This is a genomic window from Streptomyces sp. NPDC059785 (genome assembly GCF_042732375.1).
GTDB lineage: Bacteria > Actinomycetota > Actinomycetes > Streptomycetales > Streptomycetaceae > Streptomyces.
Genome location: NZ_JBHWHV010000004.1, coordinates 83,859 through 107,648 on the forward strand (window position 1 = coordinate 83,859; position 23,790 = coordinate 107,648).

General features: G+C 73.7%; 19 protein-coding genes. 5 read left to right on the plus strand and 14 right to left on the minus strand.

Annotated elements, in window-relative coordinates; translation table 11 throughout:
- Positions 1 to 16 precede the first annotated feature (16 nt).
- The 3 genes from ACFV6E_RS04140 to ACFV6E_RS04150 all read right to left on the minus strand — a co-directional run bounded on the left by ACFV6E_RS04140 (position 17) and on the right by ACFV6E_RS04150 (position 3,084).
- Positions 17 to 1,627, minus strand: coding sequence for a cation acetate symporter (locus ACFV6E_RS04140; protein ID WP_385159617.1), 1,611 nt, complete (start codon positions 1,625 to 1,627; stop codon positions 17 to 19).
- A complete protein-coding gene (locus tag ACFV6E_RS04145) occupies positions 1,624 to 2,157 on the minus strand; it encodes a DUF485 domain-containing protein (protein ID WP_385159615.1) in 534 nt (177 codons plus the stop codon). Before ACFV6E_RS04145 ends, ACFV6E_RS04140 begins: the two co-directional genes overlap by 4 nt.
- 279 nt (positions 2,158 to 2,436) lie before the next feature.
- Positions 2,437 to 3,084: a DnaJ C-terminal domain-containing protein gene (locus tag ACFV6E_RS04150; protein ID WP_385159613.1), complete on the minus strand. Its 648-nt coding sequence runs from the start codon at positions 3,082 to 3,084 to the stop codon at positions 2,437 to 2,439.
- A 197-nt stretch (positions 3,085 to 3,281) separates the two neighbouring features.
- On the opposite strand from ACFV6E_RS04150, the gene ACFV6E_RS04155 reads away from it, so the two are divergent.
- A complete protein-coding gene (locus tag ACFV6E_RS04155) occupies positions 3,282 to 4,097 on the plus strand; it encodes an N-acetyltransferase (RefSeq protein WP_385159611.1) in 816 nt (271 codons plus the stop codon).
- Positions 4,098 to 4,111: 14 nt separating this feature from the next.
- On the opposite strand, the gene ACFV6E_RS04160 is transcribed toward ACFV6E_RS04155, so the two are convergent.
- Together ACFV6E_RS04160 and ACFV6E_RS04165 are read right to left on the minus strand one after the other, a co-directional pair.
- A complete protein-coding gene (locus ACFV6E_RS04160) occupies positions 4,112 to 5,227 on the minus strand; it encodes a sensor histidine kinase (RefSeq protein ID WP_385159609.1) in 1,116 nt (371 codons plus the stop codon).
- Between the two features lie 179 nt (positions 5,228 to 5,406).
- Positions 5,407 to 6,093 (minus strand): response regulator, encoded by a 687-nt coding sequence (locus ACFV6E_RS04165; RefSeq protein ID WP_385159607.1) that lies wholly within the window; start codon positions 6,091 to 6,093, stop codon positions 5,407 to 5,409.
- A gap of 195 nt (positions 6,094 to 6,288) precedes the next feature.
- On the opposite strand from ACFV6E_RS04165, the gene ACFV6E_RS04170 reads away from it, so the two are divergent.
- Positions 6,289 to 7,587, plus strand: coding sequence for a DUF418 domain-containing protein (locus ACFV6E_RS04170; protein ID WP_385159605.1), 1,299 nt, complete (start codon positions 6,289 to 6,291; stop codon positions 7,585 to 7,587).
- A 38-nt stretch (positions 7,588 to 7,625) separates the two neighbouring features.
- On the opposite strand, the gene ACFV6E_RS04175 is transcribed toward ACFV6E_RS04170, so the two are convergent.
- A complete protein-coding gene (locus tag ACFV6E_RS04175; protein ID WP_385159603.1) occupies positions 7,626 to 8,963 on the minus strand; it encodes an MFS transporter in 1,338 nt (445 codons plus the stop codon).
- Between the two features lie 150 nt (positions 8,964 to 9,113).
- Here ACFV6E_RS04175 and ACFV6E_RS04180 point away from each other — a divergent pair, with 150 nt between their 5' ends.
- A complete protein-coding gene (locus ACFV6E_RS04180) occupies positions 9,114 to 9,473 on the plus strand; it encodes an ArsR/SmtB family transcription factor (RefSeq protein WP_385159601.1) in 360 nt (119 codons plus the stop codon).
- Positions 9,474 to 9,765: 292 nt separating this feature from the next.
- On the plus strand, positions 9,766 to 10,503 hold the full coding sequence (locus ACFV6E_RS04185; protein ID WP_385159599.1) for an FAD binding domain-containing protein: 738 nt from the start codon (positions 9,766 to 9,768) through the stop codon (positions 10,501 to 10,503).
- 15 nt (positions 10,504 to 10,518) lie between these two features.
- Here ACFV6E_RS04185 and ACFV6E_RS04190 read toward each other — a convergent pair whose 3' ends face one another.
- The 5 genes from ACFV6E_RS04190 to ACFV6E_RS04210 form a co-directional block, all read right to left on the minus strand.
- The gene (locus ACFV6E_RS04190) at positions 10,519 to 10,713 is read right to left on the minus strand and encodes a hypothetical protein (protein WP_385159597.1); all 195 of its coding nucleotides are present in this window, start codon (positions 10,711 to 10,713) and stop codon (positions 10,519 to 10,521) included.
- Between the two features lie 176 nt (positions 10,714 to 10,889).
- The gene (locus tag ACFV6E_RS04195; RefSeq protein WP_385459280.1) at positions 10,890 to 12,935 is read right to left on the minus strand and encodes a beta-galactosidase; all 2,046 of its coding nucleotides are present in this window, start codon (positions 12,933 to 12,935) and stop codon (positions 10,890 to 10,892) included.
- Between the two features lie 110 nt (positions 12,936 to 13,045).
- A complete protein-coding gene (locus ACFV6E_RS04200; protein WP_385459282.1) occupies positions 13,046 to 14,383 on the minus strand; it encodes an ABC transporter substrate-binding protein in 1,338 nt (445 codons plus the stop codon).
- An 83-nt stretch (positions 14,384 to 14,466) separates the two neighbouring features.
- A complete protein-coding gene (locus ACFV6E_RS04205) occupies positions 14,467 to 15,411 on the minus strand; it encodes a carbohydrate ABC transporter permease (protein ID WP_385459284.1) in 945 nt (314 codons plus the stop codon).
- A gap of 6 nt (positions 15,412 to 15,417) precedes the next feature.
- Positions 15,418 to 16,344, minus strand: coding sequence for a carbohydrate ABC transporter permease (locus ACFV6E_RS04210; protein ID WP_385159589.1), 927 nt, complete (start codon positions 16,342 to 16,344; stop codon positions 15,418 to 15,420).
- A gap of 372 nt (positions 16,345 to 16,716) precedes the next feature.
- Here ACFV6E_RS04210 and ACFV6E_RS04215 point away from each other — a divergent pair, with 372 nt between their 5' ends.
- Complete coding sequence (locus ACFV6E_RS04215) at positions 16,717 to 17,709, plus strand: LacI family DNA-binding transcriptional regulator (RefSeq protein ID WP_385459433.1); 993 nt, start codon at positions 16,717 to 16,719, stop codon at positions 17,707 to 17,709.
- Between the two features lie 37 nt (positions 17,710 to 17,746).
- Here the strand turns inward: ACFV6E_RS04215 and ACFV6E_RS04220 are convergent, their stop codons facing one another.
- The 3 genes from ACFV6E_RS04220 to ACFV6E_RS04230 form a co-directional block, all read right to left on the minus strand.
- Complete coding sequence (locus ACFV6E_RS04220; RefSeq protein ID WP_385459286.1) at positions 17,747 to 21,013, minus strand: BTAD domain-containing putative transcriptional regulator; 3,267 nt, start codon at positions 21,011 to 21,013, stop codon at positions 17,747 to 17,749.
- Positions 21,014 to 21,155: 142 nt separating this feature from the next.
- A complete protein-coding gene (locus ACFV6E_RS04225) occupies positions 21,156 to 22,334 on the minus strand; it encodes a M20 family metallopeptidase (RefSeq protein ID WP_385459288.1) in 1,179 nt (392 codons plus the stop codon).
- Positions 22,331 to 23,785 (minus strand): aldehyde dehydrogenase family protein, encoded by a 1,455-nt coding sequence (locus ACFV6E_RS04230; protein WP_385459290.1) that lies wholly within the window; start codon positions 23,783 to 23,785, stop codon positions 22,331 to 22,333. The genes ACFV6E_RS04225 and ACFV6E_RS04230 overlap by 4 nt, the downstream gene beginning before the upstream one ends.
- Positions 23,786 to 23,790 lie beyond the last annotated feature (5 nt).

The following is a 23,790-nucleotide window of genomic DNA, read 5'->3' on the forward strand; positions in this document are numbered from 1 at the left end:
GTGCGTGCCCTCCGGTTCACCGGGCCTTGCGGTGCGGTCCGGCGAGGATCACGTGCTCGATCGCCTCGTACCGCCTGCGTTCCCTGACCGCCTCCTCGCGGTCCGACAGCAGGGTGCCCAGCCAACCGCACGCGAAGCCCAGCGGTACGGAGACCAGGGCCGTCGTGGTGAACGGGAACCAGGCGAAGTCGGTGCCGGGGAACGCGGCGGTCGGGGAGCCGGAGACCAGCCGGGTGCCGGGCATCAGCAGCAGGACCCCGAGGGAGCCGCCGATAAGGGTGGCCAGCAGCCCGGTCCGGGTGAAGCGCCGCCAGAAGAGGCTGTAGACGAGGGCGGGTGCGACGGCCGAGGCGCCCAGGCAGAAGGAGAGGGTGGCGAGCGGTTGCAGGCTGCGGCTCTGGGCGAGCGCCGCGAGCACCACGACCGGGGCGCCGACGGCCAGGGCGCAGACCCGGGCGAGCGTCATCTCGCGCACCGGCGACATCCCGTCCGTCCGCGCGGCGATGACGTCGTGCGCGAGGGAGTTGGCGCACGCCAGCGTCATCCCGGCGACCGAGGCGAGCAGCGTGAGGAAGATCGCCGTGGTCACGGTGGTGAGCAGCAGGGTCTCCGTCCGGGACACCTCCGTGCCGAAGGCCGCCCGGGCGCCGAGCAGATAGGCGGTGTTGCCGCGCGGGTCGGCCGCGACGATGCCCGCCCGTCCGACCAGCGCGGTGGCGCCGATCCCGATGACCACGATGACCAGCACGAACGCCCCGACCGACGTGACGGCCCAGGACATCGACCGCCGCACCTCGCGGGTGCTGTCCGCGGTGCACATCCGCATGATCACGTGGGGCAGACAGGCGCCGCCGAGCACGATCGCGCACTGGGTGCCGATCATGTCGAGCCGCGGGTGCGGGCCGCCGGCGAACTGGAGCCCGTAGTCCAGGAACGCGGGACCCGCTCCGCTGCGCCGCGCGGCCGTGTCGAACAGGGCGGCCGGGCTCCAGTCGAACGTGGCCAGGATCAGCGCCGCGACCAGGAAGCCGGAACCGAGCAGCAGCACCATCTTCACGATCTGGACCAGGGCCGTCCCGCGCATGCCGCCGATCGCCGCGTAGCCGATCATCAGCGTGCCCGCGCCCACGACGCAGCCCGTCTTCAGGGAACCGTCCGAGAAGCCGAGGATGAAGGCGAGCAACTGCCCGGTGCTGGCCAGTTGCACCACCATCATGGGCACCAGCGAGACCACGGTGACCGCGCAGGCGGTGATGCGCACCGCGCGTCCGGGCATCCGCCGGGCGAAGGTGTCGCCCATGGTGAACCTGCCGGTGTTGCGGAGCGGTTCGGCCAGCAGGAACATCAGCAGCAGCAGCGAGAGCAGCGTGCTGAGCGCCAGGACGACACCGTCGTAGCCGCACAGGGCGATGACACCGCCGATGGTCAGGACCGTCGCGGCGGAGATGTAGTCCCCGGCGATGGCGAGGCCGTTGCGCAGCGGGGACAGCGCGCGGTAGCCGGTGTAGAACTCCTCGAGATCGTCCCGGTCGGGCCCGGTCAGCACGCACAGCAGGAACGTCACGGTGACGGCGGTGCAGAAGGCGACGAGGGACCAGGACTGGGCGGCGCCGTCCAGGTCGGTCATCGCTCGGGCCCCGGCTCGGCGCCGGGAACGGCCGCGTGCCGGTGCAGCCTGCGGGCCAGGGGATCGACCTGCCGGCGTGCGGTGCGCTCGTACAGGGCGAGGGCGAGCCCGACGGCGGGGAACTGCGCGAGGGCGAGCAACAGACCGGCGGAGAGACCTTCCGCCAGGCGCCTGTTCATGAAGGACGGCGCGCCGACCAAGAGGGCGAGGAAGAGCGAGAAACAGCCGACGGCCGCCAGGGCCGAGACACCGCGCTGCCGGTGGTAGGCGCGGCGCAGCACGCTCAGGTCCTGGTGGTGCCCGCCCCAGTGGCAGAGCTGCGCGCCGTCGCGTAAGGGTTCGCCCGGGGGAAGCCCTGGGCGGTGGCCCGGCGGCGCGGGCAGCGCGGGCACGCTCCCTGGCCTGACCGGATACACCGGCGAGCCGCCGGCCCCGGGCCGCCGGTCCGCGTACGAGGCCGCGCCCGGGTACGGCTCCGGGCCGGCATACGGCTCCGGGCTCGCGTACGACTCTGGGCTGCCGTGGGACATCTCGGGTCTCCTGGAGCGCCTGGGTCCGGCGGAAGCGGACCGCACGGAGGTGGGTGAGCGCTTGCGGTGACGCACGCTATGCGGAGCCTTGCCCAACGCGGGGGAGTTTGCCCGAACTTCCTGGTCAGTCCCCGTCCGCCCGGTTGATCATGGATGCTGCCCGCGTTGCGGCCGTGACGCGGCTGATTCCTGTGACTCCAGTGCGGAGCGGGAAGGCGGGAAGTCGAAGCGTTCGACTCGCCCGCCGGGAGGTCCGGGACGACAGGTCCGGGACGGCTCTCAGCCGCCGACGCGGACGCGCAGATAGAGATCACCGGGCGGGCCGCCCCCGGAACCGGGGGCGCCGCGCCCCGGCATCCGCAGCAGCTGCCCGTCCCGCACCTCGACGGGCAGCCGCACCTTCACGGTGAACGACCGCCGGTCCCCGGTGCGCCGGGTCACCCGGACCTCGATCACCCCGCCGTAGGACGCGTCCCTGGCGGACACCCGCAGCTCGGTCGTGACGTCCTTGCCGCGAGCCGGTGGCGGGCCGTGGGCGGAGCCGGTCGCGCCGTCCGGCGCGGGGTGGGCGGCGACGCGCCAGCCCCGCGCCGCGCGGGCGATCGACCGGGCCCGGTGCACATCGGCCGGGGTGAGCGGCTCGTCGTGCGCCGCGCGGTTGGAGAGCGAGCCGAGCTGCCGTGCGCCGCGGCGCCACTCCTCGCGGGCCCAGTCCGCGGTCGCCGGGTCGTGCGCGAAGACGGCCAGGCAGAAGCGGTGGTCGTCCAGGCCCCGGCCCGGTCTTTCGCGTCCCTCCCGCCGGCGCCGCTCGTTCACGCGGGCCAGCCAGTCGGCCCCGTACACCGCGAGCAGCCGCTGAAGCAGCGCGGGCCGGAGCGCCGCCGCGGCCGCCCGGGCGGCCCGGAGCACCTCCTCCGCCGGATCCACACGTGCACCGTCCCGCATCGGCGTAACGCCTCGTTCCCCAGGAAGTCGACCGGAATTGGCCGGTCAACCGTAGCGAGCGGGGTGTCCGCGCACACCGGGTTCGAAGGGGCCCGCGGCGGCGCACGGAGGCGCGTGCGGCGCGCACCGGTCAGGCCGGACGGAGCCCGCCCGTCAGCCTCTCCCGGGACCGGGCGATAATGCGCTGGCCCCGCGGTTTCCCCTGTGACAGGGTCCCGGTCGTGACAGAAACCGACCGCATATCGATCACCTCGCTCGCCGAACGACCGTCACTGACCGATCGGGTCTACGAGATCCAGCACGCCTGGCCGGACTTCCTCGCGCACGACGTGATCGGCAGCGCGCTGCTCGGCCGGGCGGGGGTGGTCGAGTACTTTCCGGAGCACTGCGTGGTGGCGACGGACGGGGACCGGGTGGTGGCCCGGGGGCTGAGCGTGCCGTTCGACGCCGCCCGCGACGGCCGCGAGGAACTGCCGGACCAGGGCTGGGACCGGGTGCTGGCATGGGCCTTCGAGGACCGGCGCGAGGGGCGCACGGGCACGACGGTCAGCGCGCTGGAGATCACGGTGGACACCGGCCACCTGGGCCGGGGCCTGTCCTCCCGCATGCTCGACGCGCTGCGGGAGACCGCCGCCCGGCAGGGCCACGACACGCTGCTCGCCCCGGTCCGCCCGACGGCCAAGCACCTCGAACCCCGGGTGCCCATGGCCGAGTACGCCCGCCGCGGGCGCGACGACGGCCTTCCCGCCGACCCCTGGCTGCGGGTGCACGTCAGGGCGGGCGGCACCGTCGAGAAGGTCGCCCCGGCGTCGATGACCGTCAGCGGTTCGCTCGCCCAGTGGCGCCGGTGGACCGGGCTGCCCTTCGACCGCGACGGCGACGTCGAGGTGCCCGGAGCCCTTGTCCCGGTCCACTGCTCCCTCGCCCACGACCGCGCCGTCTACGTCGAACCCAATGTGTGGGTGCGGCACGGCACGGCCCCGCACCGCGCCTGACGCCCCGGCGCGGGCTACCAGTTCGGCCCGACCGGCAGGTCCAGGCGGAGTTCGTAGCCGCCGTCCTCGGTGGGGCCCGAGGTGACCGTGCCGCCGAGGAGTTCGGCGCGCTGGCGCAGCCCGGCGAGACCGTGGTGGGCGCTGGGCAGCGGGAGCGCCGGGCGGGTGGGCGCGGTGTTGCCGACCGTGGTCCGTACGACGCCGTCCCGGTGCCGGATGCGGACGGTCGCGGTGGCGCCCGGGGCGTGTTTGCGCACGTTGGTCAGGGCCTCCTGGACGCCGCGGTAGACGGCGCGCTGGACGGTGGGCGGCAGCGCCTCGGGCAGGTCCGTCTCCAGATCGGTGTCGATGCCGCTGACACCGATCAGCCGCCGCAGATCGCCCAGGGAGGGCTGCGGGGTGAGCTCGGTGGGGCGGCTGCCCGAGGCGCGCAGCACGCTGACCATGTGCCGCAGCTCGTCCAGCGTCTGCACGCTCAGTCTGCGGATGGTGCCCGCGGCCTCCTTGGTCTCGGCGTCCCGGCTGCCGACCTGGAGCGCCCCGGCCTGTACGGCGATCAGACTGACCTGGTGGGACACCACGTCGTGCATCTCCCGGGCGAGCTGCGCGCGTTCCTTGGCCAGGACGCCCTGCGCGGTGAGCAGCCGCTCGAACTCACGGGCCTGCGAGATCTCGGCGAGCCGCTCGGACAGTTCGCGCCGGGCCTGTACGAGCTGGCCGAGGAAGACCGGTGCGACGGCCGCGGCCAGGGTGTACGTGAAGTGGATGAGGCTCGGTGTGGTCGACAGGTCGTTGGTGTCCACGCGGCTCCACGGCCAGGGCAGGAAGTCGGCGACCGCGTAGGCCAGGGCGCAGAGCACGAGCAGCGCGCGGTGCCGGCTCAGGGACGACAGCGTGTACAGCGCGGCCAGCGTCGCGAACACCGCGTCCGAGACCATGGCGGTGGGCAGCGTGAGCACGAACGTCAGCAGCGGTCGGCGGCGGCGCCAGGAGAGCGCGACGGCCGCGAGGAGGGCGCAGCCGAACGCGGGCTGCTCGTCGCCCTGCACGTTCACCCACATGTCGGCCAGGGAGAGCCCGACGAGACAGGCGTCCAGCAGCGCGGGAGGCGGCCCGGTGCGGCCGGCCAAGGGGCAGGGACCGGCGCGTCCCCTGACGGGGCGCCCCGGCCCGGTGCGGCCCCCGGCCATGGGTCCCGGCCCGTTCCGTTCCCCGGCCGGGCGCCCCGGCCCGGTGCGGCCCCCGGCCGGATGTTCCGCCGGGTGTCCCGTCAGGTGCCCCGCCGGATGTCCCGTTCCGCGGCGGCCGGTCATAAGGCCTCCCCGTCCTTGCCCTCGGCCCCGTCCTTGGCCGGCCTGAGAAGTCCGGCGCGTTCGGCGGCCAGCACCGCCTGGACCCGGCTGCTCACCTCCAACTTGGCGAACATCGAGCTGACATGGCCCTTGACGGTACCGACGCCGAGGTGCAGCCGGAGGGCGATCTCGGAGTTGCCGAGCCCTTCCGCCATGAGGACGAGGACGTCCCGTTCCCGGTCGGTCAGCCGGGAGACGAGCCGCGCGGCGTTCGGTTCGCGCGGGTCGTTGTCCAGGTAACCGTCCACCACCGTGCGGGTCACCTTCGACGACAGGACGGTGTCCCCCTCGGCCAGCGTGACCACCAGCCGGGGCAGTTGCTCGGGATCGGTGTCCTTGAGCAGAAAACCGGCCGCACCGGAGCGCAGCGCCGCCGCCACGTACTCGTCGGTGTCGAATGTGGTCAGCATGGCCACCACCGGACGGTCCGGCATCCGGCGCAGCTCGTTCAGGACCGTCAGCCCGTCCACGTCCGGCATCCGGATGTCGAGGAGTACGACGTCCGGCCGGGTCTCTCTCACCGTCCGGACGGCCTGCCCGCCCGCCACCGCCGCCACGACCTCGATGTCGTCCGCCGCGTTGAGGATGTGGGTGAAACCCGTGCGCACCAGGGCCTCGTCGTCGACCACCACTACCCGGATCACGTGCACTCCGCTCGTCGCATGCCTGCGATTTCGATACGTACCACGCGAAAGGGCCCAGTCTGTAGCCCGGGACCGGTTCCTGTCGGCGGCGGTGCGCACCGGCCGTCCGGCGGGGGTGTTTCCGGCCGGGTGACGGGGGTGTTGCGGAAGGCCGCAGGGTGGGGACGGGCCGCGTGGGGCGCCGAACCTGAGCGCATGACAGACGACGCATCGACGGCCGGGGCCCCGCCCTTACGGTCCCGGCCGGCGCCCGGCCCGGCCGCCGCCCTCAGGCCGTTGCCCGGCCGCCCCTCCGACGCCCCCGCCCCTCCCGGGCCGTCCGCCGCGCGGCTGGTCGGCGTCGACCTCGCCCGCGGACTGGCCGTCTTCGGCATGTACTCGGCGCACGTGGGCCCCGACGACACCGTGGGCGGGCCGCTGGGGTTCGTGCTGGAGGCGGCGCGCGGCCGGTCCTCCGCCCTCTTCGCCCTGCTCGCCGGGTTCTCGCTGGTCATCATCACCGGGCGCCCCCACCCACGGACCGGCCGCGCGGGCCGCCAGGCCGTCGCCAGGGTCGTGCTGCGCGCCGTGGCCCTCATGGTCCTCGGCTACGTCCTGACCGCCCTGGACACCGAGGTCGAGGTCATCCTCAGCTTCTACGGGCTGCTCTTCCTCGCCGTCCTGCCGCTGTACCGGCTGCGCGCCGCCACCCTCGCGCTGATCGCCGCCGCGAGCGCCCTGATCATGCCCCAACTGCTGTACGCGGTACGGGTGTCGATCGAGGACGGCGACTGGGCGGACACCGTCGTCGCCCACGACCCGCTGGCCCGGCTCAGCGGCACGGACGGCCTGGTGGAACTGCTCTTCACCGGCTCCTACCCGGTGCTCACCTGGATGCCGTTCCTGGTCGCGGGCATGGCGGTGGCCCGGCTCGACCTGGGCAGGCCCGCCGTCCGTGCCCGGCTGGCGCTGACCGGCGGCGCGCTCGCCCTGCTCGGCTACGGCGGTTCCTGGCTCGCCCTGCACCTGGTGCCGCACGCCCTCGGCACCGTCGCCGCCGCCGCGGACGGGGGCCCGGCGACCTCGGCGTGGTGGTCCGACATCGTGGGCTACCCGGACGGCCGGATCCCGCTCGACTGGCTGCTGGTGGCCGCGCCGCACAGCCAGACCACGTTCTCCGTGCTCGGCAACACGGGCGTCGCCCTGCTGGTGCTGACCGGATGCCTCGCCCTCGTCGCCCGCTCGGCCCGCCTGACCCGGCTCGCCGCGCCCGTCTCGGCGGTCGGCACGATGTCGCTGACCGCCTACGTCCTGCACATCGTCGCACTCTGGCTCTTCACCGAGGTCACGTACGTGGCCGTGGTCGACGGCGACACCATGGCCTCGCTGCCGGTGCTGCTGGCCTTCGTCGCGGCCGCCGTGCTGCTGGCGAGGGTGTGGACCCGGCGGTTCCGGCGGGGCCCGCTGGAGCAGTTGCTGCACCTCGCCACCCGGCCCGCCAAGCACGTCCGTTGAGCACGCGGCCGGGCCCGGGACCCGCACGCCCGCCGCCGTCAGCCGCGGGCGTGCAGCGCGTCGGCCACGCGGGCGTGACTGTGGCGCCAGCCGCCCCGCACCCGGACGGCACCGGCGAGGTGCGGATGGCCGGCGTGCAGCCCGGTGTGTTCGTGCTCGCCGGCGGCGGGGCCGGGGTCGTCCGCGGGCCACAGCCGGACCGCCGCCACAGTGGCGAGCGCGGCGAGGGCGCCGAGCGCCAGCACCGCCGACTGAAGGCCCGCCGCCGCGCCGAGCCGGCCGGCCAGCGGGTAGGTGAGCAGCCAGCCGCAGTGCGAGAGCGCGAACTGCGCGGCGAACGCCGGGGCCAGCCGGTCCGGCGGGACCGAGCGGCGGATCAGCCGCCCGGCCGGGGTGAGCACCAGAGAGCAGGCCGCGCCGAAGACCGCCCAGAGCAGCAGCAGGACCGGCAGCCGCCAGCCGCCGCCGTCCGCCGCGGTGAGCCCGCCGAGCCCGGCGAAGGCCGGCAGGAGCAGCAGGGCGCCGCCCGACATCACCGTGCGGTCGGGGACCCGGTCGAGCACGCGGGGCAGCGCCAGGGCGACGAGTACCGACCCGCCGCCGTACGCGCCGAGCGCCAGCGGTACGTCGGCGGCGCCGCCGCCCAGCCGGTCGCGCACGTACACCACGGTGTTGACGGTGACCATCGCGCCGGCCGCCGCCACCGCCAGGTGGAACAGCAGCAGGGCGCGCAGCCTCGGGACGCCCAGCAGCAGCCGGACACCGGCGGTGGCCTCCGCGTGCCCGCCGCGGCGCTCCGCCGCCCGCGGCCTGGGCAGCAGCACCGAGACCACCAGGGCGGCCGACCCGAGGAAACCGGCCACCGTGCCCAGGAACAGCCAGTCGTACGTCACGAAGGAGAGCAGCGCGGCCGCGAGGGCCGGGCTGATCAGGCTCTCCAGGTCGTAGGCGAGACGGGAGAGCGACAGGGCGCGGGTGTAGTCCCGTTCGGCGGGCAGCACGTCGGGGACGACCGCCTGGAAGGCCGGAGTGAAGACGGCGGAGGCGGACTGAAGCAGCAGGATCAGTACGTAGACCTGCCAGATCTGGTCAACGAACGGCAGCGTCAGGGCGACGGCGGCGCGGACGAGGTCGGCGCCGGCCAGCAGGGCACGGCGCGGCAGCCGGCCGGCGACCGCTCCGGCGAGGGGAGCGATCGTCACGTACGCCACCATCTTGATCGCGAGGGCCGTGCCGAGCACCGAGCCGGCGTCGGCCCCGGCGATGTCGTACGTGAGCAGGCCGAGCGCGACGGTGGCCAGGCCGGTGCCGGTCAGGGCGACGACCTGGGCGGTGAACAGGCGGCGGTAGGTGCGGTTGCGCAGAACGGAGAGCATGCGGCGGTCCCTCGGCCGGGGGCTGTGGAGCACGGCTGCCGACTACTGTAGCGACGTGTGCGCATCTGCGCACATATATGTCATGGGTCAGGGCCCGTGACCGCCTCCCCGGCCGCCGCGCCCGCCGCCCCGGGCCTCTACGCTGTGGCCATGCCTGCTCGCGAGCCCCTGCCAACTGCGCCCGATGCGCATCTGCGCCCGCCGGACAACGCCCGGCTGGCCCGGGCGACCGAGGTGTTCGCGCTGCTGTCCGACGCCACCCGGCTCCATCTGCTGTGGCTGCTCGCGCAGGGGGAGTCGGACGTCGGCTCGCTCGCCGGACAGTGCGCGGCCTCCCGTACCGGCGTCAGCCAGCATCTGGCGAAACTCCGCCTCGCCGGACTGGTGGAGACGCGCCGTCAGGGCCGGCATGTGTACTACAGCCTTCGCGACGGACATCTGCGACGGCTGGTGACGGAGGCCCTGAGCCACGCCGACCACCGCGTCGGCGGCCACGCTCCGCACGACTGACGCGACCGGGCCCGACCGTGACCCCGGAGGGGAACGGGCCCCGAAACCTGGGATACGAAGCCGATCGGGACTGGACCGCCTGGCGAACGCAGCCGTGCGCGGTCCGGGTTTGCGGAGTGGGTAAGAAAGGGACCGGCACCGCACGCCCGCGCACGAAGGGCGCACAGAGGGACGGCGTGAGCCCTGTACGCGCCCCCCGATATCTGGGCAGAATGCGCCATGTCAGCGATCATGCGGCCGAGGTGCTGCGTCGCCTACCGCCCCAATGTCCCACGAGAGCAGGTCGGCTGCCGTGCTGTTGCGTATGCCCACATCAGTGTCCGAAGCACAGGAGTGCATGTCCGAGGGAGCCGTGCCGATAGGCGGCGCGACGCTCGTCTGGGCCATCTGGCAGCGGGACGGCTTCCCCGAACTGGCCATGACCCTGCGGGAGTTGCCCGAGGCCAACGCCCTCGGGGACGGCGTGCTCGGCTCGGCCGTGCTGCTCAGCCGCATCGACGAGCGCGTGCCGGAGGTGCTGCGCCGCGCGGCCGCCACGGTGGGCACCGGAGCGGTGCGCCGCACGGCCACCGTCGGCGGCAACCTCGTGGGCAGCACGCTGCGCTGCCTGCTGCCCCCGGCGCTCGCACTGGACGCCCGCGCGACGGTGCTGGAGCGGGACCGGGTCTTCGAGACCGACCTGGCCGAGGTGCTGGACAAGCGCCATCTGCTGCTGAGCATCCACTGGCCGGAACCGGTCGTCAGCGGCTACCACAAGTCCCCCGCGGAGGAGGGCGGTGCACCGCCCCTCGTCGTGGCCGCCGCCGTGCACGCCGACGGCGCGGGACCCGGCACCCTCCGGGTCGCCGTCCGCGACGGCTACGAGGTGCTCAGCGAGAGCACCCCGATCGCCGACGGCACCGCCGGCGTCCTCGGTGCCCTGAGAGGCACGGCCGTCGGCGCACTGCACCCCGAGGCGTGGGACACGGTCGAGCGGCTGGTCACCGAAGTTCTCGACCGCCCCGGGGCGCAGCGCGCGAACGGCTCCTGACCTGGTGTCCCAGGCTCAGCCGGCTTCCAGCGTGCGCGGCGCCCGGTAAACCCACTCCCGGTCCGCGTCCGTGATCGGCCGCTGGACGCGGGCCGGCACACCCGTGACGACGACCATCGGCGGGACGTTCGCCGTCACCACGCTGCCCGCACCGATCACCGAGCCGCGGCCGATCGTGACCCCGGGCATGATCAGCGCGCCCGCGCCCACCCACACGTCGTCCCATGTGCACGCGGTTGCCGTGGGCGACGTGCGGCGGGGGCCCGACACTCAGCTGTGGTCGCTGCGGTGGCCCCTCCCGCCGCGGGGACGGGAGGGGAGGAGCCCCCGGCCGGGCGCGTGCCGGCCGGGGAGTCCGCGCGTGCTTCGTACCGTGCCGGGGCGGGTCAGCCGGCGGTCTGCCGCAGGACGGCGACCTCCCTCGGGCCGAGGACGGGGGAGCCGTCGGCGCCGGTGGTGCCGAGCAGGACGTCGCCGGTGAGCCCCGGTACGGGCACGGTGTCGTCGGTGCGGTTGACCAGGAACACGAACCTGCCGCCGGGGCCGCTGCGGACGGTCGTCTCGACCCGCCCCCGGGCCTCCTCGGGCAGCTCGCTCGTCACCCCGGCCGGGGCGAGCAGCCGCGGCAGCAGGGCGGTGAGCCCGTCGACGCCGAGCCGGGTGGAGACGTACGCGGCCGAACCGGCACCGGCCGCCCGTCGGGTCACGGCGGGCCGGCCCTCGTACACACCGGTGCGGTAGTGCGCCAGGACCTCCGTGCCGGAGTCGGTGACCGAGATCCGGTCGGTCCACAGGCTGCCGGTGCTCGCGTCGTCCAGCTCCACGGTGTCCCCGGCGAGCAGCGGCCCGAACTCCTCGACGCGGATGCCGAGCAGCTCGCGCAGCGCACCCGGGTAACCCCCGAGCCACACATGGTCGTTCTCGTCGACCACGCCGGAGAAGTACGTGGTGATCAGATGGCCGCCCTGCTCGGTGTGGCGCGTGAGCTCCTTGGCCAGTTCGGCGGTGACCAGGTGCAGCACGGGGGCGATCAGCACCTGGTGGCGGCTGAGGTCGGCGCGGGTGGTGACGAGGTCGGCGCGGATGCCGAGGTCGAGCAGCGCCGAGTACCAGTCGAGGGCCTCTCGCCGGTAGTCGAGCAGGGAGGTGGGGTGGGAGTCCTGCTCGCTCGCCCACCACGACTCCCAGTCGTAGAGGATGCCGACCCGGGCGGGCTCCCGCTCGGAACCGGCGATCGGGGCGAGGGACCCCAGGGTGGCGCCGAGGCCGGTCACCGCGCGGAAGAGGTCGCTGTCGGCGCCCGCGTGCGGAACCATCGACGAGTGGTACTTCTCGGCGCCCGCCGCCGACTGCCGCCACTGGAAGAAGCAGACCGCGTCGGCGCCGTGCGCGACGTGCAGCAGGGAGTCCCGGGCCAGCTCGCCGGGGCGCTTGGCCACGTTCACCGGCTGCCAGTTGACGGCGCTGGTGGAGTGCTCCATCAGGAACCAGGGCCGCCCGGACGCGATGCCGCTGGTCAGGTTGGCGGAGAAGGACAGCTCGTCACGGTCGCGCGGGCCCGGCACCACGTAGTGGTCGTTGGCGACGAAGTCGACCTCGGCCGCCCAGTCCGGATAGTTCATTCCCTTGGTGCCGCCCATCACCATGAAGTTGGTGGTGACGGGCACCTCGGGGGTGATCTCCCGAAGGATCTCCCGCTCGGCGCGCAAGTGGTCCTTCAGCGCGTCCGAGGAGAAGCGCTTGAAGTCGAGCTGCTGCGTGGGGTTGGGGTGGGAGGCGGCGAGCCGGGGCGGCAGGATCTGCTCGAAGTCGCTGTAGCGCTGCGACCAGAACGCCGTGCCCCAGGCGTGGTTGAGGGCGTCGAGCGTGCCGTACCGGGCGCGCAGCCAGTCGCGGAAGGCGCGGGCGGCGTCGTCCGAGTAGTCGTAGACGTTGTGGCAGCCCAGCTCGTTGTTGACGTGCCAGGCGACCAGTGCGGGGTGGTCCGCGTAACGGGTGGCCAGCGCGCGGACCAGGCGCAGGGCGTGCTCGCGGAAGACGGGGGAGGTGGGCCGCCAGTGCTGGCGCGCCCCCGGCCAGAGCGTCTCGCCGTTCGCCGTCACCGGCAGGATCTCCGGGTGGGCCGTGGTCAGCCAGGGCGGCGGGGAGGCGGTGGCGGTGGCCAGGTCGACGCCGATGCCGCCCGCGTGCAGCAGGTCCATGATCTCGTCGAGCCAGCCGAAGTCCCAGACGTCGGCGGACGGCTGGATGCGCGCCCAGGAGAAGATGGCCAGGGACACGAGGTTGACCCCGGCCTCGCGCATCAGCCGTACGTCCTCCTCCCACACCTCCCGCGGCCACTGCTCGGGGTTGTAGTCGGCGCCGTAGAGGAGACGGGGGGCGGGGTCACCGTCCGACCCGCGCGGGGTGCGGGACAGGAGGGTGGAGATCATGGCGGTCCTTCCGGTGTGGTGCACGGGGCGGCGCGGGGTCGTCCGCGCCGCCCGGCGTCTGCTTCTCGACGGCGAAGCACGGTGCTGCTTCGTGACGGTGCGGCCCGGTGCTACTTCTCGACGGTGAAGCCCTGTTCGTTGCCGTACTTGACGGAGGCGTCCTGCCAGGACTTCAGGCCGTCCGACAGCTTGGTGCTGCCGACATACGCCTTGCCGACGGTGTCGTTGAAGATCGAGTTGGCGTACTGCTGGAAGGGCAGGTACGACCAGTCGTCGGCGACGTTGGCGGCGGACTCGGCGAAGATCTTGTTGGCCTTCTGGCCGCCGAAGTACTCGAACTCGGTGTTGAGGAACGCGTCGGTCTTGAGGTCGGCGGTGGTCGCCGGGAAGGCGCCCTCCTTGACCCGGCTCTGCACGCCCGCGCCGGAGTTGGCGTACTCGACGAACGCGTAGGCCAGTTCCTTGTTCTTGCCCAGGGCGGGCAGCGTCAGCGAGCTGCCGCCGTTCTCCGCGCTCGCCTTGTCGCCCTTCGTCCAGGCCGGCATGGGCGCCGCGCGCCAGTCGCCGGAGGCGTTCGGCACGCCGGTGACGAAGTTGGCGGGCATCCAGGCACCGCTGGCCAGGGTGGCGATGGTGCCGTCGCCCAGGCCCTTGTACCAGTCGTCGGTCCAGCCGTAGATCGGCGCGAGCAGCTTCTCGTCGATCAGCTTCTGCCAGGTCTCGGTGTACTTCTTGGCGCCCGCGTCGGAGAAGTCGATCTTCACCTTGGTGCCGTCGACGGTGTAGGGACGCGAACCGGCCTGCCAGAGCATGCTGGTCGTGAAGCCCGCGTCACCGGCGTCGTTGGCGATGTAGACCTTCGGGTCGGCCTTGTGCAGCTTGCGGGCCGCGTCGACGTACTCGTCCCAGGTGGTCGGCACCGCGATCTTGTACTTGTCGAAGATCTTCTTGTTGTAGTAGAGCGCCATGGGCCCCGAGTCCATCGGCAGGCCGTAGACCTTGTCGCCCTCGCTCACCGCGTTCCACGGGCCGGGCGTGTACTCGCTCTTCAGCTTGTCGGCGCCGTAGGGGGCGAGGTCGGTCAGGCCCTTGGTCAGCGAGTACTGGCTCAGCGCGAAGTACTCGACCTGTGCGACGTCCGGGACGCCCTTCTCGGCCGAGATCGCGTTCGACAGGGCGGTGTAGTGCTTGTCGCCCGACCGCTCGCCGACGAGGTTGATCTTGACCTTGGGGTACTTCTTCTGGAAGTCGGCGGCGACCGTCTTCAACGTGGGCTCCCAGGCCCAGACGGTGACCGTGCCGCCCTTCTTCAGGGCCGCCTGGACGTCGGCCGCGGAGACCGGGTCCCCGGAGCTGTCGTCGTCGGAGCCGCCGCAGGCGGTGGCGCCCAGGGCGAGAACGGAGAGGACGGCGAGGCCGCGCATCAGGCGGCGGGTCGTTTGGCGCATGGGAGTGCTTCCACTTCTTCGTGGGCCGGACAGGGTGAGGGTGAGAGCGGTGGAACCGAGGGGGGCGGTGCCCCGGCGTCGGGTCATTCCTTGACGCTTCCGGCGGCGAGGCCGGACTGCCAGTACTTCTGGAGCAGCAGGAACGCGGCGATCAGCGGCACGATGGTGAGCAGCGAACCCGTGATCACCAGATTGAAGATCACCTCACCGCCGATCGTCTCGGCCTGGGAGTTCCAGGCGCTCAGGCCCAGCGTCAGCGGGTACCAGTCGGGGTCCTTGAGCATGATCAGCGGCAGGAAGTAGTTGTTCCAGGTCGCGACCGTGGTGAACAGCAGGACGGTCACGATGCCGGGCGCGAGCAGCGGCAGGGCGACCCGGAAGAAGGTGCGCGCCTCGCCCGCCCCGTCGATGCGGGCCGCTTCCAGCAGCTCGACGGGGATCGCCTCGGTGGCGAAGACCCACATCAGATACAGGCCGAACGGGGAGACCAGCGAGGGGATGACGACCGCCCACGGGGTGTCGGTCAGCCCCATCTTGCTGAACATCAGGAAGGTCGGCACCGCCAGCGCGGTGCCCGGGACGGCGACGGCACCGATGACCACGGCGAAGACGGCGCGCTTGCCCGGGAAGGTGAACTTGGCGAGCGCGTAACCGCCCAGGATCGCCAGGAAGGTGGCGCCGCCCGCCCCGAGCACGACGTACATCAGGGTGTTCAGCAGCCAGCGCCCGAAGATGCCGTCGTCGTACGTGAACGTGTCGCTGATGTTGTCCCAGAGCGCGAAGTCGTGGGCGAACCACAGTCCGGACGAATCGGCCAGCCCCTGCTGGGTCTTGGTGGCGCTGATCACCAGCCACACCAGGGGCACCACGGTGTAGACGAGGACCAGACCGGTGAGCACGGTCAGCAGGACGCTGCGCTTCGAACGACCCGGGACGTGGTCACCGCGCTTGCGCAGCCTGGGCAGTCCCCTGGTCGCGGGGGCGGACACGGACGGGGAGGCGGTGGTGGTGGTGCTCGTGCTGCTCATCGGCGCTCACGCTCCCTTGCGCATGCCGCGAAGCTGCACGACATAGGCGATCACCATGGTGATCAGGCCCATGATGATGGCGACCGCCGCGGAGTAGTTGTGCTGCTGGCCGTTGAAGGACAGCGAGTACGTGTAGAAGTTCGGGGTGTAGTCCGTCGTGATCGCGTTGCGGGCCAGCGGCCGCAGGATGTTCGGCTCGTTGAAGAGCTGGAAGCTGCCGATGATCGAGAAGATCGTCGCGATGACGAGGGCACCGCGGATCGCGGGAAGCTTGATGGCGGTGATGACCCGGAGCTGCCCGGCGCCGTCGATCTCCGCGGCCTCGTACAGGGAGTTCGGGATGACCTTCAGCGCGGAGTAGAAGATCAGCATGTTGTAGCCGACGAACTCCCAGGTGACGATGTTGCCGATGGACGCAAGGACCAGGTCGCTGGAGAGCGGGTCGGGCAGGGTGACACCGAAGGCGTCGTTGATGTCGCCCACCAGTCCGTACTTGGTGCCGTACATGAAGCCCCACATCAGGGTGGCGACCACCGCGGGCACGGCGTACGGCAGGAAGATCGTGATGCGGAAGAAGTCCGTGCCGTAGAGGCGGCCGCTGTCCAGCGCGAGGGCGATCAGCAGACCGATGAAGAGCATGACCGGCACCTGGACGGCCAGGAAGAGCGAGACCCGGCCGAGCGAGGCCCAGAACTGGTCGTCCTGGAGCGCCTCCTGGTAGTTGTCCAGGCCGACGAAGTGGGTGCCGCCGATCAGCTGGTCCCGGAACAGGCTCAGATAGATCGAGTAACCGATCGGCGCGAGGAAGACCAGGGCGAAGACGGCCAGGAAGGGGCCGATGAACCCCCATCCGGTCCAGGAGCGCCGGTCCCGGCGCACCGGAGGCGGGGCCGGCCGCGGCTCGGCGGCCACCGGCGGTTGCAGCGTCGTCATGTCGTACCTCGCTCGTCCAGTCCTGGAACCGGGGGTGCCGCACGCCGTCCCGCTGCCGCACCGCCGCCGTGATGTTTGCGTAAACATGAGGCGCCGAAAAAAGAGCCCGAGGGCTGTTATGTTTACGTAAACATCTGACGTCGGAATGTCTACACGGCCCTGACGAAGGTGGTCAAGGGTGGTCCTGGTTCCCCAGCGGACACCGTGACGCAACAGCAACCAAGGGGCGATCGAGGAGTGCACATGGCGGTGGATGGGTCCGGTGACGCTCCGGCGGGCGGGTCCGGTGACGCTCCGGCGGCGGGCGGGGCCGGCGGCGGTCCGGGACCCGTCCGCGGCCGTCCCCGCGGCAGCGGCCGCACCACCGCCTCCATGGCGGACGTGGCGCGCCTCGCGGGCGTCTCCTCGCAGACCGTCTCCCGGGTCTCCAACGGCTACGAGGGCGTGAACGAGCAGACCCGCCGCCAGGTGCGCGCGGCCATGAAGGAGCTCGGCTACCGGCCCAACAGCGCGGCGCGCGCCCTCAAACGCGGCGAGTTCCGCACCATCGGCGTCATCACCTTCTCGCTGTCCACCACGGGCAACGTGCGCACCCTGGAGGCGATCGCCAACTCCGCCGCGCACCAGGGGTACGCGGTGACCCTGCTGCCCGTCGCCATCCCCACCCAGGCCGAGGTGCGGGGCGCCTTCTCCCGGCTCGAGGAACTCGCCGTCGACGCGGTCATCGTCATCATGGAGGTCCACCTGCTCGACGCGGCGACCGTCACGCTGCCGCCGCATGTCCAAGTAGTGGTCGTCGACTCCGACGCGGACAGCCACTACACGGTCGTCGACACCGATCAGGCCGGCGGCACCCGCACCGCCGTGCGCCACCTCCTCGGCCTCGGCCACGAGACCGTGTGGCATCTGGGCGGACCCGAGGACTCCTACGCCGCCCAGCGCCGCACCGACGCCTGGCGCGCGGCGCTGGCCGAGGCGGGACGCCCCGCACCGCCGCTCTTCCGGGGCGACTGGTCGGCCGAGTCCGGCTACCTGGCCGGGCGCGAACTCGCCGCCCACGACGAGTGCACGGCCGTCTTCGCCGCCAACGACCAGATGGCGCTCGGTCTGCTGCGCGCCCTGCACGAGCGCGGCCGGCGCGTCCCCGAGGACGTCAGCGTCATCGGCTTCGACGACATCCCCGAGGCGACCGTCTTCATCCCGCCGCTCACCACCGTCCACCAGGACTTCGCCGAGGTGGGACGGCTCTGCGTCGAGGCCGTGCTGCGCAAGATGCGCCAGGAGGGCCCGGAACGGGGCAGCACGCTCGTACCGACCCGCCTGGTCGTACGCGACAGCACGGCACCGCCGGGCGGCAGGCCGTGACCAGGCAGGGAAGCGGCCGCCGCGCCCCGGGACCTCCTCACGACGCTCCGTCCCACGGTGTGCCGGCGAGACGTTCGCGGGCCTCCCGCGCCCGGGCGTGGTCGAGCCCCCGCAGGAGATGCTCGGCCGCGCCGTACGAGGTCCGGGCCGCCGCGTGGTCGCCCAGGGCGTGCTGGACGAACGCCAGGCCCGCCCGGCTCCGTGCCTGTCCGGCGCGGTCGCCGGCCCGCTCGAACAGGTCCAGCGCGCGCCGGAAGGCGTGCAGCGCCTGCCGGTGGTCGTCCAGCAGCGCCCGGCACGAGCCGGTCACGTCGAGCGCGTCGGCCTGCCCGGGGACGGAACCCGCGGCCGAGTAGCAGCGCAGGGCCGCCAGCGCGTGTTCCAGCGCCTCCGGGTGCCGGGCCTGCCGGCGGTACGACCAGGACAGTGTCAGATGGGTGTGCGCCCGGCCCGGGTCGTCGGCGAGCCGGGTGTACCGGTCCAGGGCGTCGGCGAGCAGGAAGCGCGCCTCGTCGTGCCGGTCGGACCGGGCGCAGGCGAGCCCGAGGCCGTGCAGCGCGTGCGCGATGCCGGCCGCGTCGCGCGCGCGGCGGGCCGCGGCGAGCCCGGTCCGCTGCACCCGCATCCACACCTCCCGGCAGCCCCGGTGCTCCAGGTGGGTGGACAGGGACCAGGCCAGCCGCCAGGCGTGCCCGTCGAAGCCGGTGCGGGAGGCCTGCGCGACGGCCGCCACGAGGGCGGCGTGCTCGGCGGCGTACCAGCGGGCGGCCTGCTCGGGCGTGCCGAACGCCTCGGCGACGACGCCGAGCCGGGGCGGCTGCATGTCGACCGGGTCGCGGTGCTCGTCGAGCAGCCGGTCCGCCGCGACGGAGGAGTGCAGGTAGTGGCCGAGCAGCCGGTCCGTCGCCGCGTGCCGCTCGGCGTCCGCCGTGTCGGCGGCGAGCCTCGTACCGGCGTACGCGCGGACGAGGTCGTGCAGCAGATAGCGTCCCGCCCCGCCGCGCGACACCAGCCCCGCCGCGACGAGCTCACCGAGCAGCCCCCGTACGTCCGCCGGCGGCCGTCCGGCCAGGGAGACGACAGCGGGCAGCGCGACATCGGCCCCGGGAACCAGCGCAAGCAGCCGGAAGAGCCGCGCCGCCCGCGGAGACAGCGCCCGATAGGAACAGGCGAGGACGGGGGTCGGGGTGGGGGAGGGGACGAGTGCCGGGGAGGGCGAGAAGAAGGAGGCGGGGCCGGGTGCCGGACCGGACGTGGGGTCGGGCGCCGGATCGTGGGTGGAGGCGGGGGCCGGATCGGGTGCCGGACCGGGTGCCGGGCCGGAGGCCGGGTGGGGGGCTGGACCGGGGGTGGAGGCGGGTGCCGGATCGCTTGCCGGGTCGGGTGCTGGACCGGGCGCCGGGCCGTAGGCGGGATCGGGTGCCGGGCCGGTCGGCGTCCCGGCGTCGGGGTGCGGCGCCGTCGTCGGGCGGCTCTCATCGCGCGTCGGGCGGCTCTCGTCGCGCGTCGGGCGGCTCTCCCCCTGCGGTTCCCCGCGCACGCGCGCGTGCTGCTCTTCGCCGTGGGCGTTCCCGTGCGGCGGGAACCGGTGCGGCTCCGCGCGGGGCGGTTCCTGCGGCTTCCCGTGCGGGAGTTCGTGCAGTTCCCCGTGCAGGAGCCGGTGCAGATCTCCGTACGGGAGCTCCTGCGGTTCCCCGTGCGGGAGTCCGTGCCCTTCCTCCGGAGGGAGCTGGTGCGGCTCTCCGTGCGGCTCCTCACGACCGAGCCGGTGCGGCTCTCCGTGCGGGTCCCCGTGCGCCTCCGCGCGCAACTCCTCGGTCAGGAGGCGGAGGGGCCGGTCGGGGTGGGTGGTGGCCCACGCGGCGGTGATGGCCAGAGCCAGGGGTAAGTGGCCGCACAGGTGCGGGAGTTCGTCCGCCGCGCACGGGTCCTCCGCCACCCGGCGCTCGCCCAGGCGCTCGGCCAGCAGCGCCCTCGCCGCCGGGTGCGGGAGCGGGCCCAGGGACAGGTGCCGCGCCTGGTGGCGGACGACCAGTCCGGTCAGCCGCCGCCGGCTGGTGACCAGGACCAGACAGCCGGGGGCGGCGGGCAGCAGCGGCTCCACCTGGTCGGTGTCGTGCGCGTTGTCCAGGACGAACAGCAGCCTCCGGCCCGCCACCAGCGCACGGAACAGCGCCGTACGCCCGCCCAGTTCGGCCGGGATCCGCTCCGGCCCGGCACCGAGCGCCTCCAGGAACCCGTACAGCGCCTCGGACGGGGCGACGGGGGAGCCGTTCGGCCCGTAGCCGCGCAGGTCGGCGTGGATCTGCCCGTCGGGGAAGCGGTCCGCGACCCGGCGTGCCCAGTGCACGGTGCACGCGGTCTTGCCCGTGCCCGCGGCGCCGGAGACCGCCACCACGCGCGCCCGTGAGGAACCGTCGCCCGCCGCCGCCAACTGCGCGTCCAGAAAGGCCAGTTCCCGTTCCCGCCCGACGAAGGCCCCATCGGTCACCGGCAGGTGCCGAGGCGTCGGGGCCGGCGTCCGTGCGGGGCCGGTGACGGGTGCCGGCGGGCGATCGGCTCCGGTGTGCGCGGGCTGACCGGCGAGGATGCCCCGGTGAAGGTGTTGCAGCGGGCTGCCCGGCTCGACGCCGAACTCCTCGGCGAGACGGCAGCGGATGCGCTGGTACTGGCCGAGCGCCTCGGCCGCACGGCCCGCCTGGTGCAGCGCGCACATCAACTGGCCCGCCAGCCGCTCGTCCAGCGGATGGTCGGCGACCCGCGCGGGCAGCTCGGCCAGCAGCCGTTCGTGGCCCCCGTGCCGGAGCACGATGTCGTCGCGGTCCAGCTCGGCCGCCAGCCGTTCCTGCTCCAGCGCGGCCCGCAGCCGGCGCACCCAGGCGTTGTCCAGCGTGCCGAACGGCTCGCCGCGCCAGAGCCCGAGCGCGCTCTCGTACAGGGCGTGGGCCCGTTCCTCGTCCGGGCAGGCGCGCGCCTCACGCAGCAGCCGGCCGAACCGGTGCAGGTCCACGGAGTCCGTGTCGACGCGCAGCCGGTAGCCGCCGCCGCGCCGCTCGACGGCGGCGTCCTCGGCCCCGGCGAGCAGCCGCCGCAGCCGCGCGAGCCCGCCGTGCAGCGCGTCGAGCGGACGCCGCGGCGGACGGTCGCCGAAGACCCGGTCGACCAGCCGGCCGTGCGGCACCGGCGTCCCCGCGTCGACCAGCAGCGCGGCCAGCAGACACTCCTCCCGCCCCGCACCCACGGGTACGGGCCGGCCGCCGATCCGTACCTCCACCCCGCCGAGCAGGCCGAACCACACGGTCATCCTGGCTTCCTCCCTTTTCACGGCTCAGACCTCAGCACCCGCCACCCGGCCCGGCAAACCGGGCAGGCGGCGATTCGGCCGTCTGCTCGTGCACGCCGCGGGGGGTGGCGGCGTACGGGAGGAGCCCGCGCGCGGCCCGGTGTCAGCCGCCCGCCGCGGCGCCGACGCCGGCTCCCGCGGCCAGGTCGGCCGCGGTCCACGCCAGGGCGGTCGCCCCGTCGAGGACGGCCCGGTCGGCCGTGGAGGTGACCGAGGCGGCGGTGAACCCGGGCTGGTGGTTGCCGACGCCCGGGCAGTCCAGGCCCAGCATCGGATGGATCGTCGGCACCACGTGCGAGACGTTGCCCATGTCCGTGGCCGCGCCGACCGCGCTGCCGGGCGGCACCTCGGGGAAAATCCGGCCGAGCGCTTCGGCGTTGGCACGGTACAGGCGCAGCAGGGACGCGTCGTGCCGCAGGTCGGCGTAGTCGGGTCCGGCCGGTTCGAGGTCGAGGGCGCAGCCGGTGGCCACGGCGCCCGCCTCGAAGCAGCGGTGCACGCGCGGCGCCAGTTCCGCCAGGGCCTTGGCGGTGCCGGACCGGATGATCCAGCGGCCGCGGGCGTGGTCCGGGATCACGTTCGGGGCGGTGCCCGCCCCGGTGACGATGCCGTGGACACGGTCGTCGGCACGGGTCTGCTGGCGCAGCAGCCCGAGGGCGACCTGAGCGACCGTCATGGCGTCGGCGGCGTTGACGCCCTGCTCGGGCCAGGCCCCGGCGTGCGCGGGCCTGCCCCGGTAGGAGACCTCGAACTGGGACATGGCGAGCAGCGGCATGGCCAGCATCTCGGTGGCGGCGGGGTGGACCATCATGGCGGCGTCCAGGCCGTCGAACGCGCCGCGCTCCAGCATCAGGACCTTGCCGCCGCCACCCTCCTCGGCGGGGGTGCCGAGCACGGTCACGGTCAGCCCGAGGTCGTCCGCCAGCGCGGCGAGACCGGTGGCGGCGCCCACCGCCGCGGCGGCGATGACGTTGTGCCCGCAGGCGTGGCCGAGGTCGGGCAGCGCGTCGTACTCGGCGCAGATGCCGACGTGGACCGGGCCGTCGCCGATGGTGGCGTGCACGGCGGTGGGCAGGTCGTAGCAGCCGTGCCGCACCTCGTAACCGGCGTCGGCGAGCGCGTCGGCGACCCACTGGCTGGCCAGCGTCTCCTCGAAGCCCAGCTCCGGATGGGCGTGGATACGGTGCGAGAGGGCGACCAGCCGCTCACCGGCGCCCTGGATACGGCGGGCGACGGCTTCCTTGGCCGGGGCGGGGGCGAGGGGGTGCGCGGGAGGCGTCATCGGTTGCTCCCGGCGGGCGCGAGGTGCACGGACACCGGGCGGGTGGCGGCGTCCAGGGCGGCGTGCGAACCGGTGGCGCCCATACCGCTGTCGCCCGCCGGTTCGTAGAGGCGTTCCGGGCCGCCGCCCTGCCACTGGTTCACCCACACCACCCCGGCCGGGAGGCGCTCGGCCGCGGCGATGTGCTCCGGGTCGTCGGTGAACACGGTGGCGGCCAGCCCGAACCGGGAACGGGCGGCGCGCTCCAGGCCCTCCTCGAAGGAGTCCACGACGACGACCGGGGCGAGCGGCCCGAAGGTCTCCTCGGTCATCACGAGCATGGTGTCGTCCACGCCGGTCAGCACGGTCGCGGGATAGAAGAAGCCGGGGCCGTCCGGTACGGTCCCGCCGACGAGCACCTCGGCGCCGCGCTCGACGGCGTCGGTGACATGGCGGTGCACGATGTCGCGCTGCCGCTCGTCGACGAGCGGACCGAGCACCGTCCGCTCGTCGTGGCCGTCCCCGAGGGTGTGCGTGGCCGCCGCCGCGACGAGCGCCTCGGTGAACGGCACGGCGACGTCGCGGTGGACGTAGATCCGCTCCATGGACGTGCAGATCTGGCCGGAGTTGACGAACGCGCCGAAGGCGACCGCGGCGGCCGTCGCCGCCGGGTCCACCCCGGCGTCGATCACGACCGGGTCCTTGCCGCCGAGTTCCAGGAGGGAGCGGCGCAGCCGCCCGCCGGCCGCCGCGCCGACGGCGCGCCCGGCGGCGACGGAACCGGTGAAGTGCACGAGCTGGATCCGCTCGTCGGCCACCAGCGGTGTCCCGGCCCGGGCGTCGCCCAGGACGAGGTTCACCACGCCCGGCGGCGGGTCGAGGAGTTCGAGCAGGCGTACCACCGCCAGCGGTGCGCGCTCCGACGGCTTGAGCACCACCGTGTTGCCCGCGGCGAGCAGCGGCCCGAGGGCGCCGAGCACCATCGGCACGGGGAAGTTCCACGGGGTGATCACGGCGGTGGCGCCGAGCGGACGCCGGACGATCCGCGTGGTGCTGTCCGCCGGCCCCGGCACGCTCCGCTCGAACGCGTACGACAGGGCGTCGGCCCCGGCCGCCCTGAGCTGCTGGGCCGCTCCCTCCAGGAACGCGGTGCCGAGACCGACCGGCTTGCCCATCTCCCGGCACTCCAGCTCGGCGAGTTCGGCCGCGTGCCCGGCGACCGTGCCGGCCCAGCGGTCCATCAGCCCGACGCGTTCGGCCGGCGGTCGTGCCGCCCACGCGGGCTGCGCGGCGACGGCGGCGTCCACGGCGCGGCGCACGTCCTCGGCCGAACCGCCGGGCCGCCGCGCGATGGTCTCCTCGGTGGCCGGGTTGACCAGGTCGTACCAGATCTCGCTCAGCGAGTCCTGCCACTGCCCTGCTATCAGGTTCCGCAGGGGCTGCGAGCTCTGCGGGGCTTCCGGGGTCTGCATGAGGT

What these genes read in the sequence shown, in the direction of transcription:
- ACFV6E_RS04195 (WP_385459280.1), bottom strand. Translation starts at nt 12,935, where the DNA reads ATGATCTCCACCCTCCTGTCCCGCACCCCGCGCGGGTCGGACGGTGAC.
- ACFV6E_RS04205 (WP_385459284.1), bottom strand. Translation starts at nt 15,411, where the DNA reads ATGAGCAGCACGAGCACCACCACCACCGCCTCCCCGTCCGTGTCCGCC.
- ACFV6E_RS04170 (WP_385159605.1), top strand. Translation starts at nt 6,289, where the DNA reads ATGACAGACGACGCATCGACGGCCGGGGCCCCGCCCTTACGGTCCCGG.
- ACFV6E_RS04175 (WP_385159603.1), bottom strand. Translation starts at nt 8,963, where the DNA reads ATGCTCTCCGTTCTGCGCAACCGCACCTACCGCCGCCTGTTCACCGCC.
- ACFV6E_RS04220 (WP_385459286.1), bottom strand. Translation starts at nt 21,013, where the DNA reads ATGACCGTGTGGTTCGGCCTGCTCGGCGGGGTGGAGGTACGGATCGGC.
- ACFV6E_RS04145 (WP_385159615.1), bottom strand. Translation starts at nt 2,157, where the DNA reads ATGTCCCACGGCAGCCCAGAGTCGTACGCGAGCCCGGAGCCGTATGCC.
- ACFV6E_RS04230 (WP_385459290.1), bottom strand. Translation starts at nt 23,785, where the DNA reads ATGCAGACCCCGGAAGCCCCGCAGAGCTCGCAGCCCCTGCGGAACCTG.
- ACFV6E_RS04215 (WP_385459433.1), top strand. Translation starts at nt 16,717, where the DNA reads ATGGCGGACGTGGCGCGCCTCGCGGGCGTCTCCTCGCAGACCGTCTCC.
- ACFV6E_RS04180 (WP_385159601.1), top strand. Translation starts at nt 9,114, where the DNA reads ATGCCTGCTCGCGAGCCCCTGCCAACTGCGCCCGATGCGCATCTGCGC.
- ACFV6E_RS04225 (WP_385459288.1), bottom strand. Translation starts at nt 22,334, where the DNA reads ATGACGCCTCCCGCGCACCCCCTCGCCCCCGCCCCGGCCAAGGAAGCC.
- ACFV6E_RS04200 (WP_385459282.1), bottom strand. Translation starts at nt 14,383, where the DNA reads ATGCGCCAAACGACCCGCCGCCTGATGCGCGGCCTCGCCGTCCTCTCC.
- ACFV6E_RS04210 (WP_385159589.1), bottom strand. Translation starts at nt 16,344, where the DNA reads ATGACGACGCTGCAACCGCCGGTGGCCGCCGAGCCGCGGCCGGCCCCG.
- ACFV6E_RS04140 (WP_385159617.1), bottom strand. Translation starts at nt 1,627, where the DNA reads ATGACCGACCTGGACGGCGCCGCCCAGTCCTGGTCCCTCGTCGCCTTC.
- ACFV6E_RS04155 (WP_385159611.1), top strand. Translation starts at nt 3,282, where the DNA reads ATGCGCTGGCCCCGCGGTTTCCCCTGTGACAGGGTCCCGGTCGTGACA.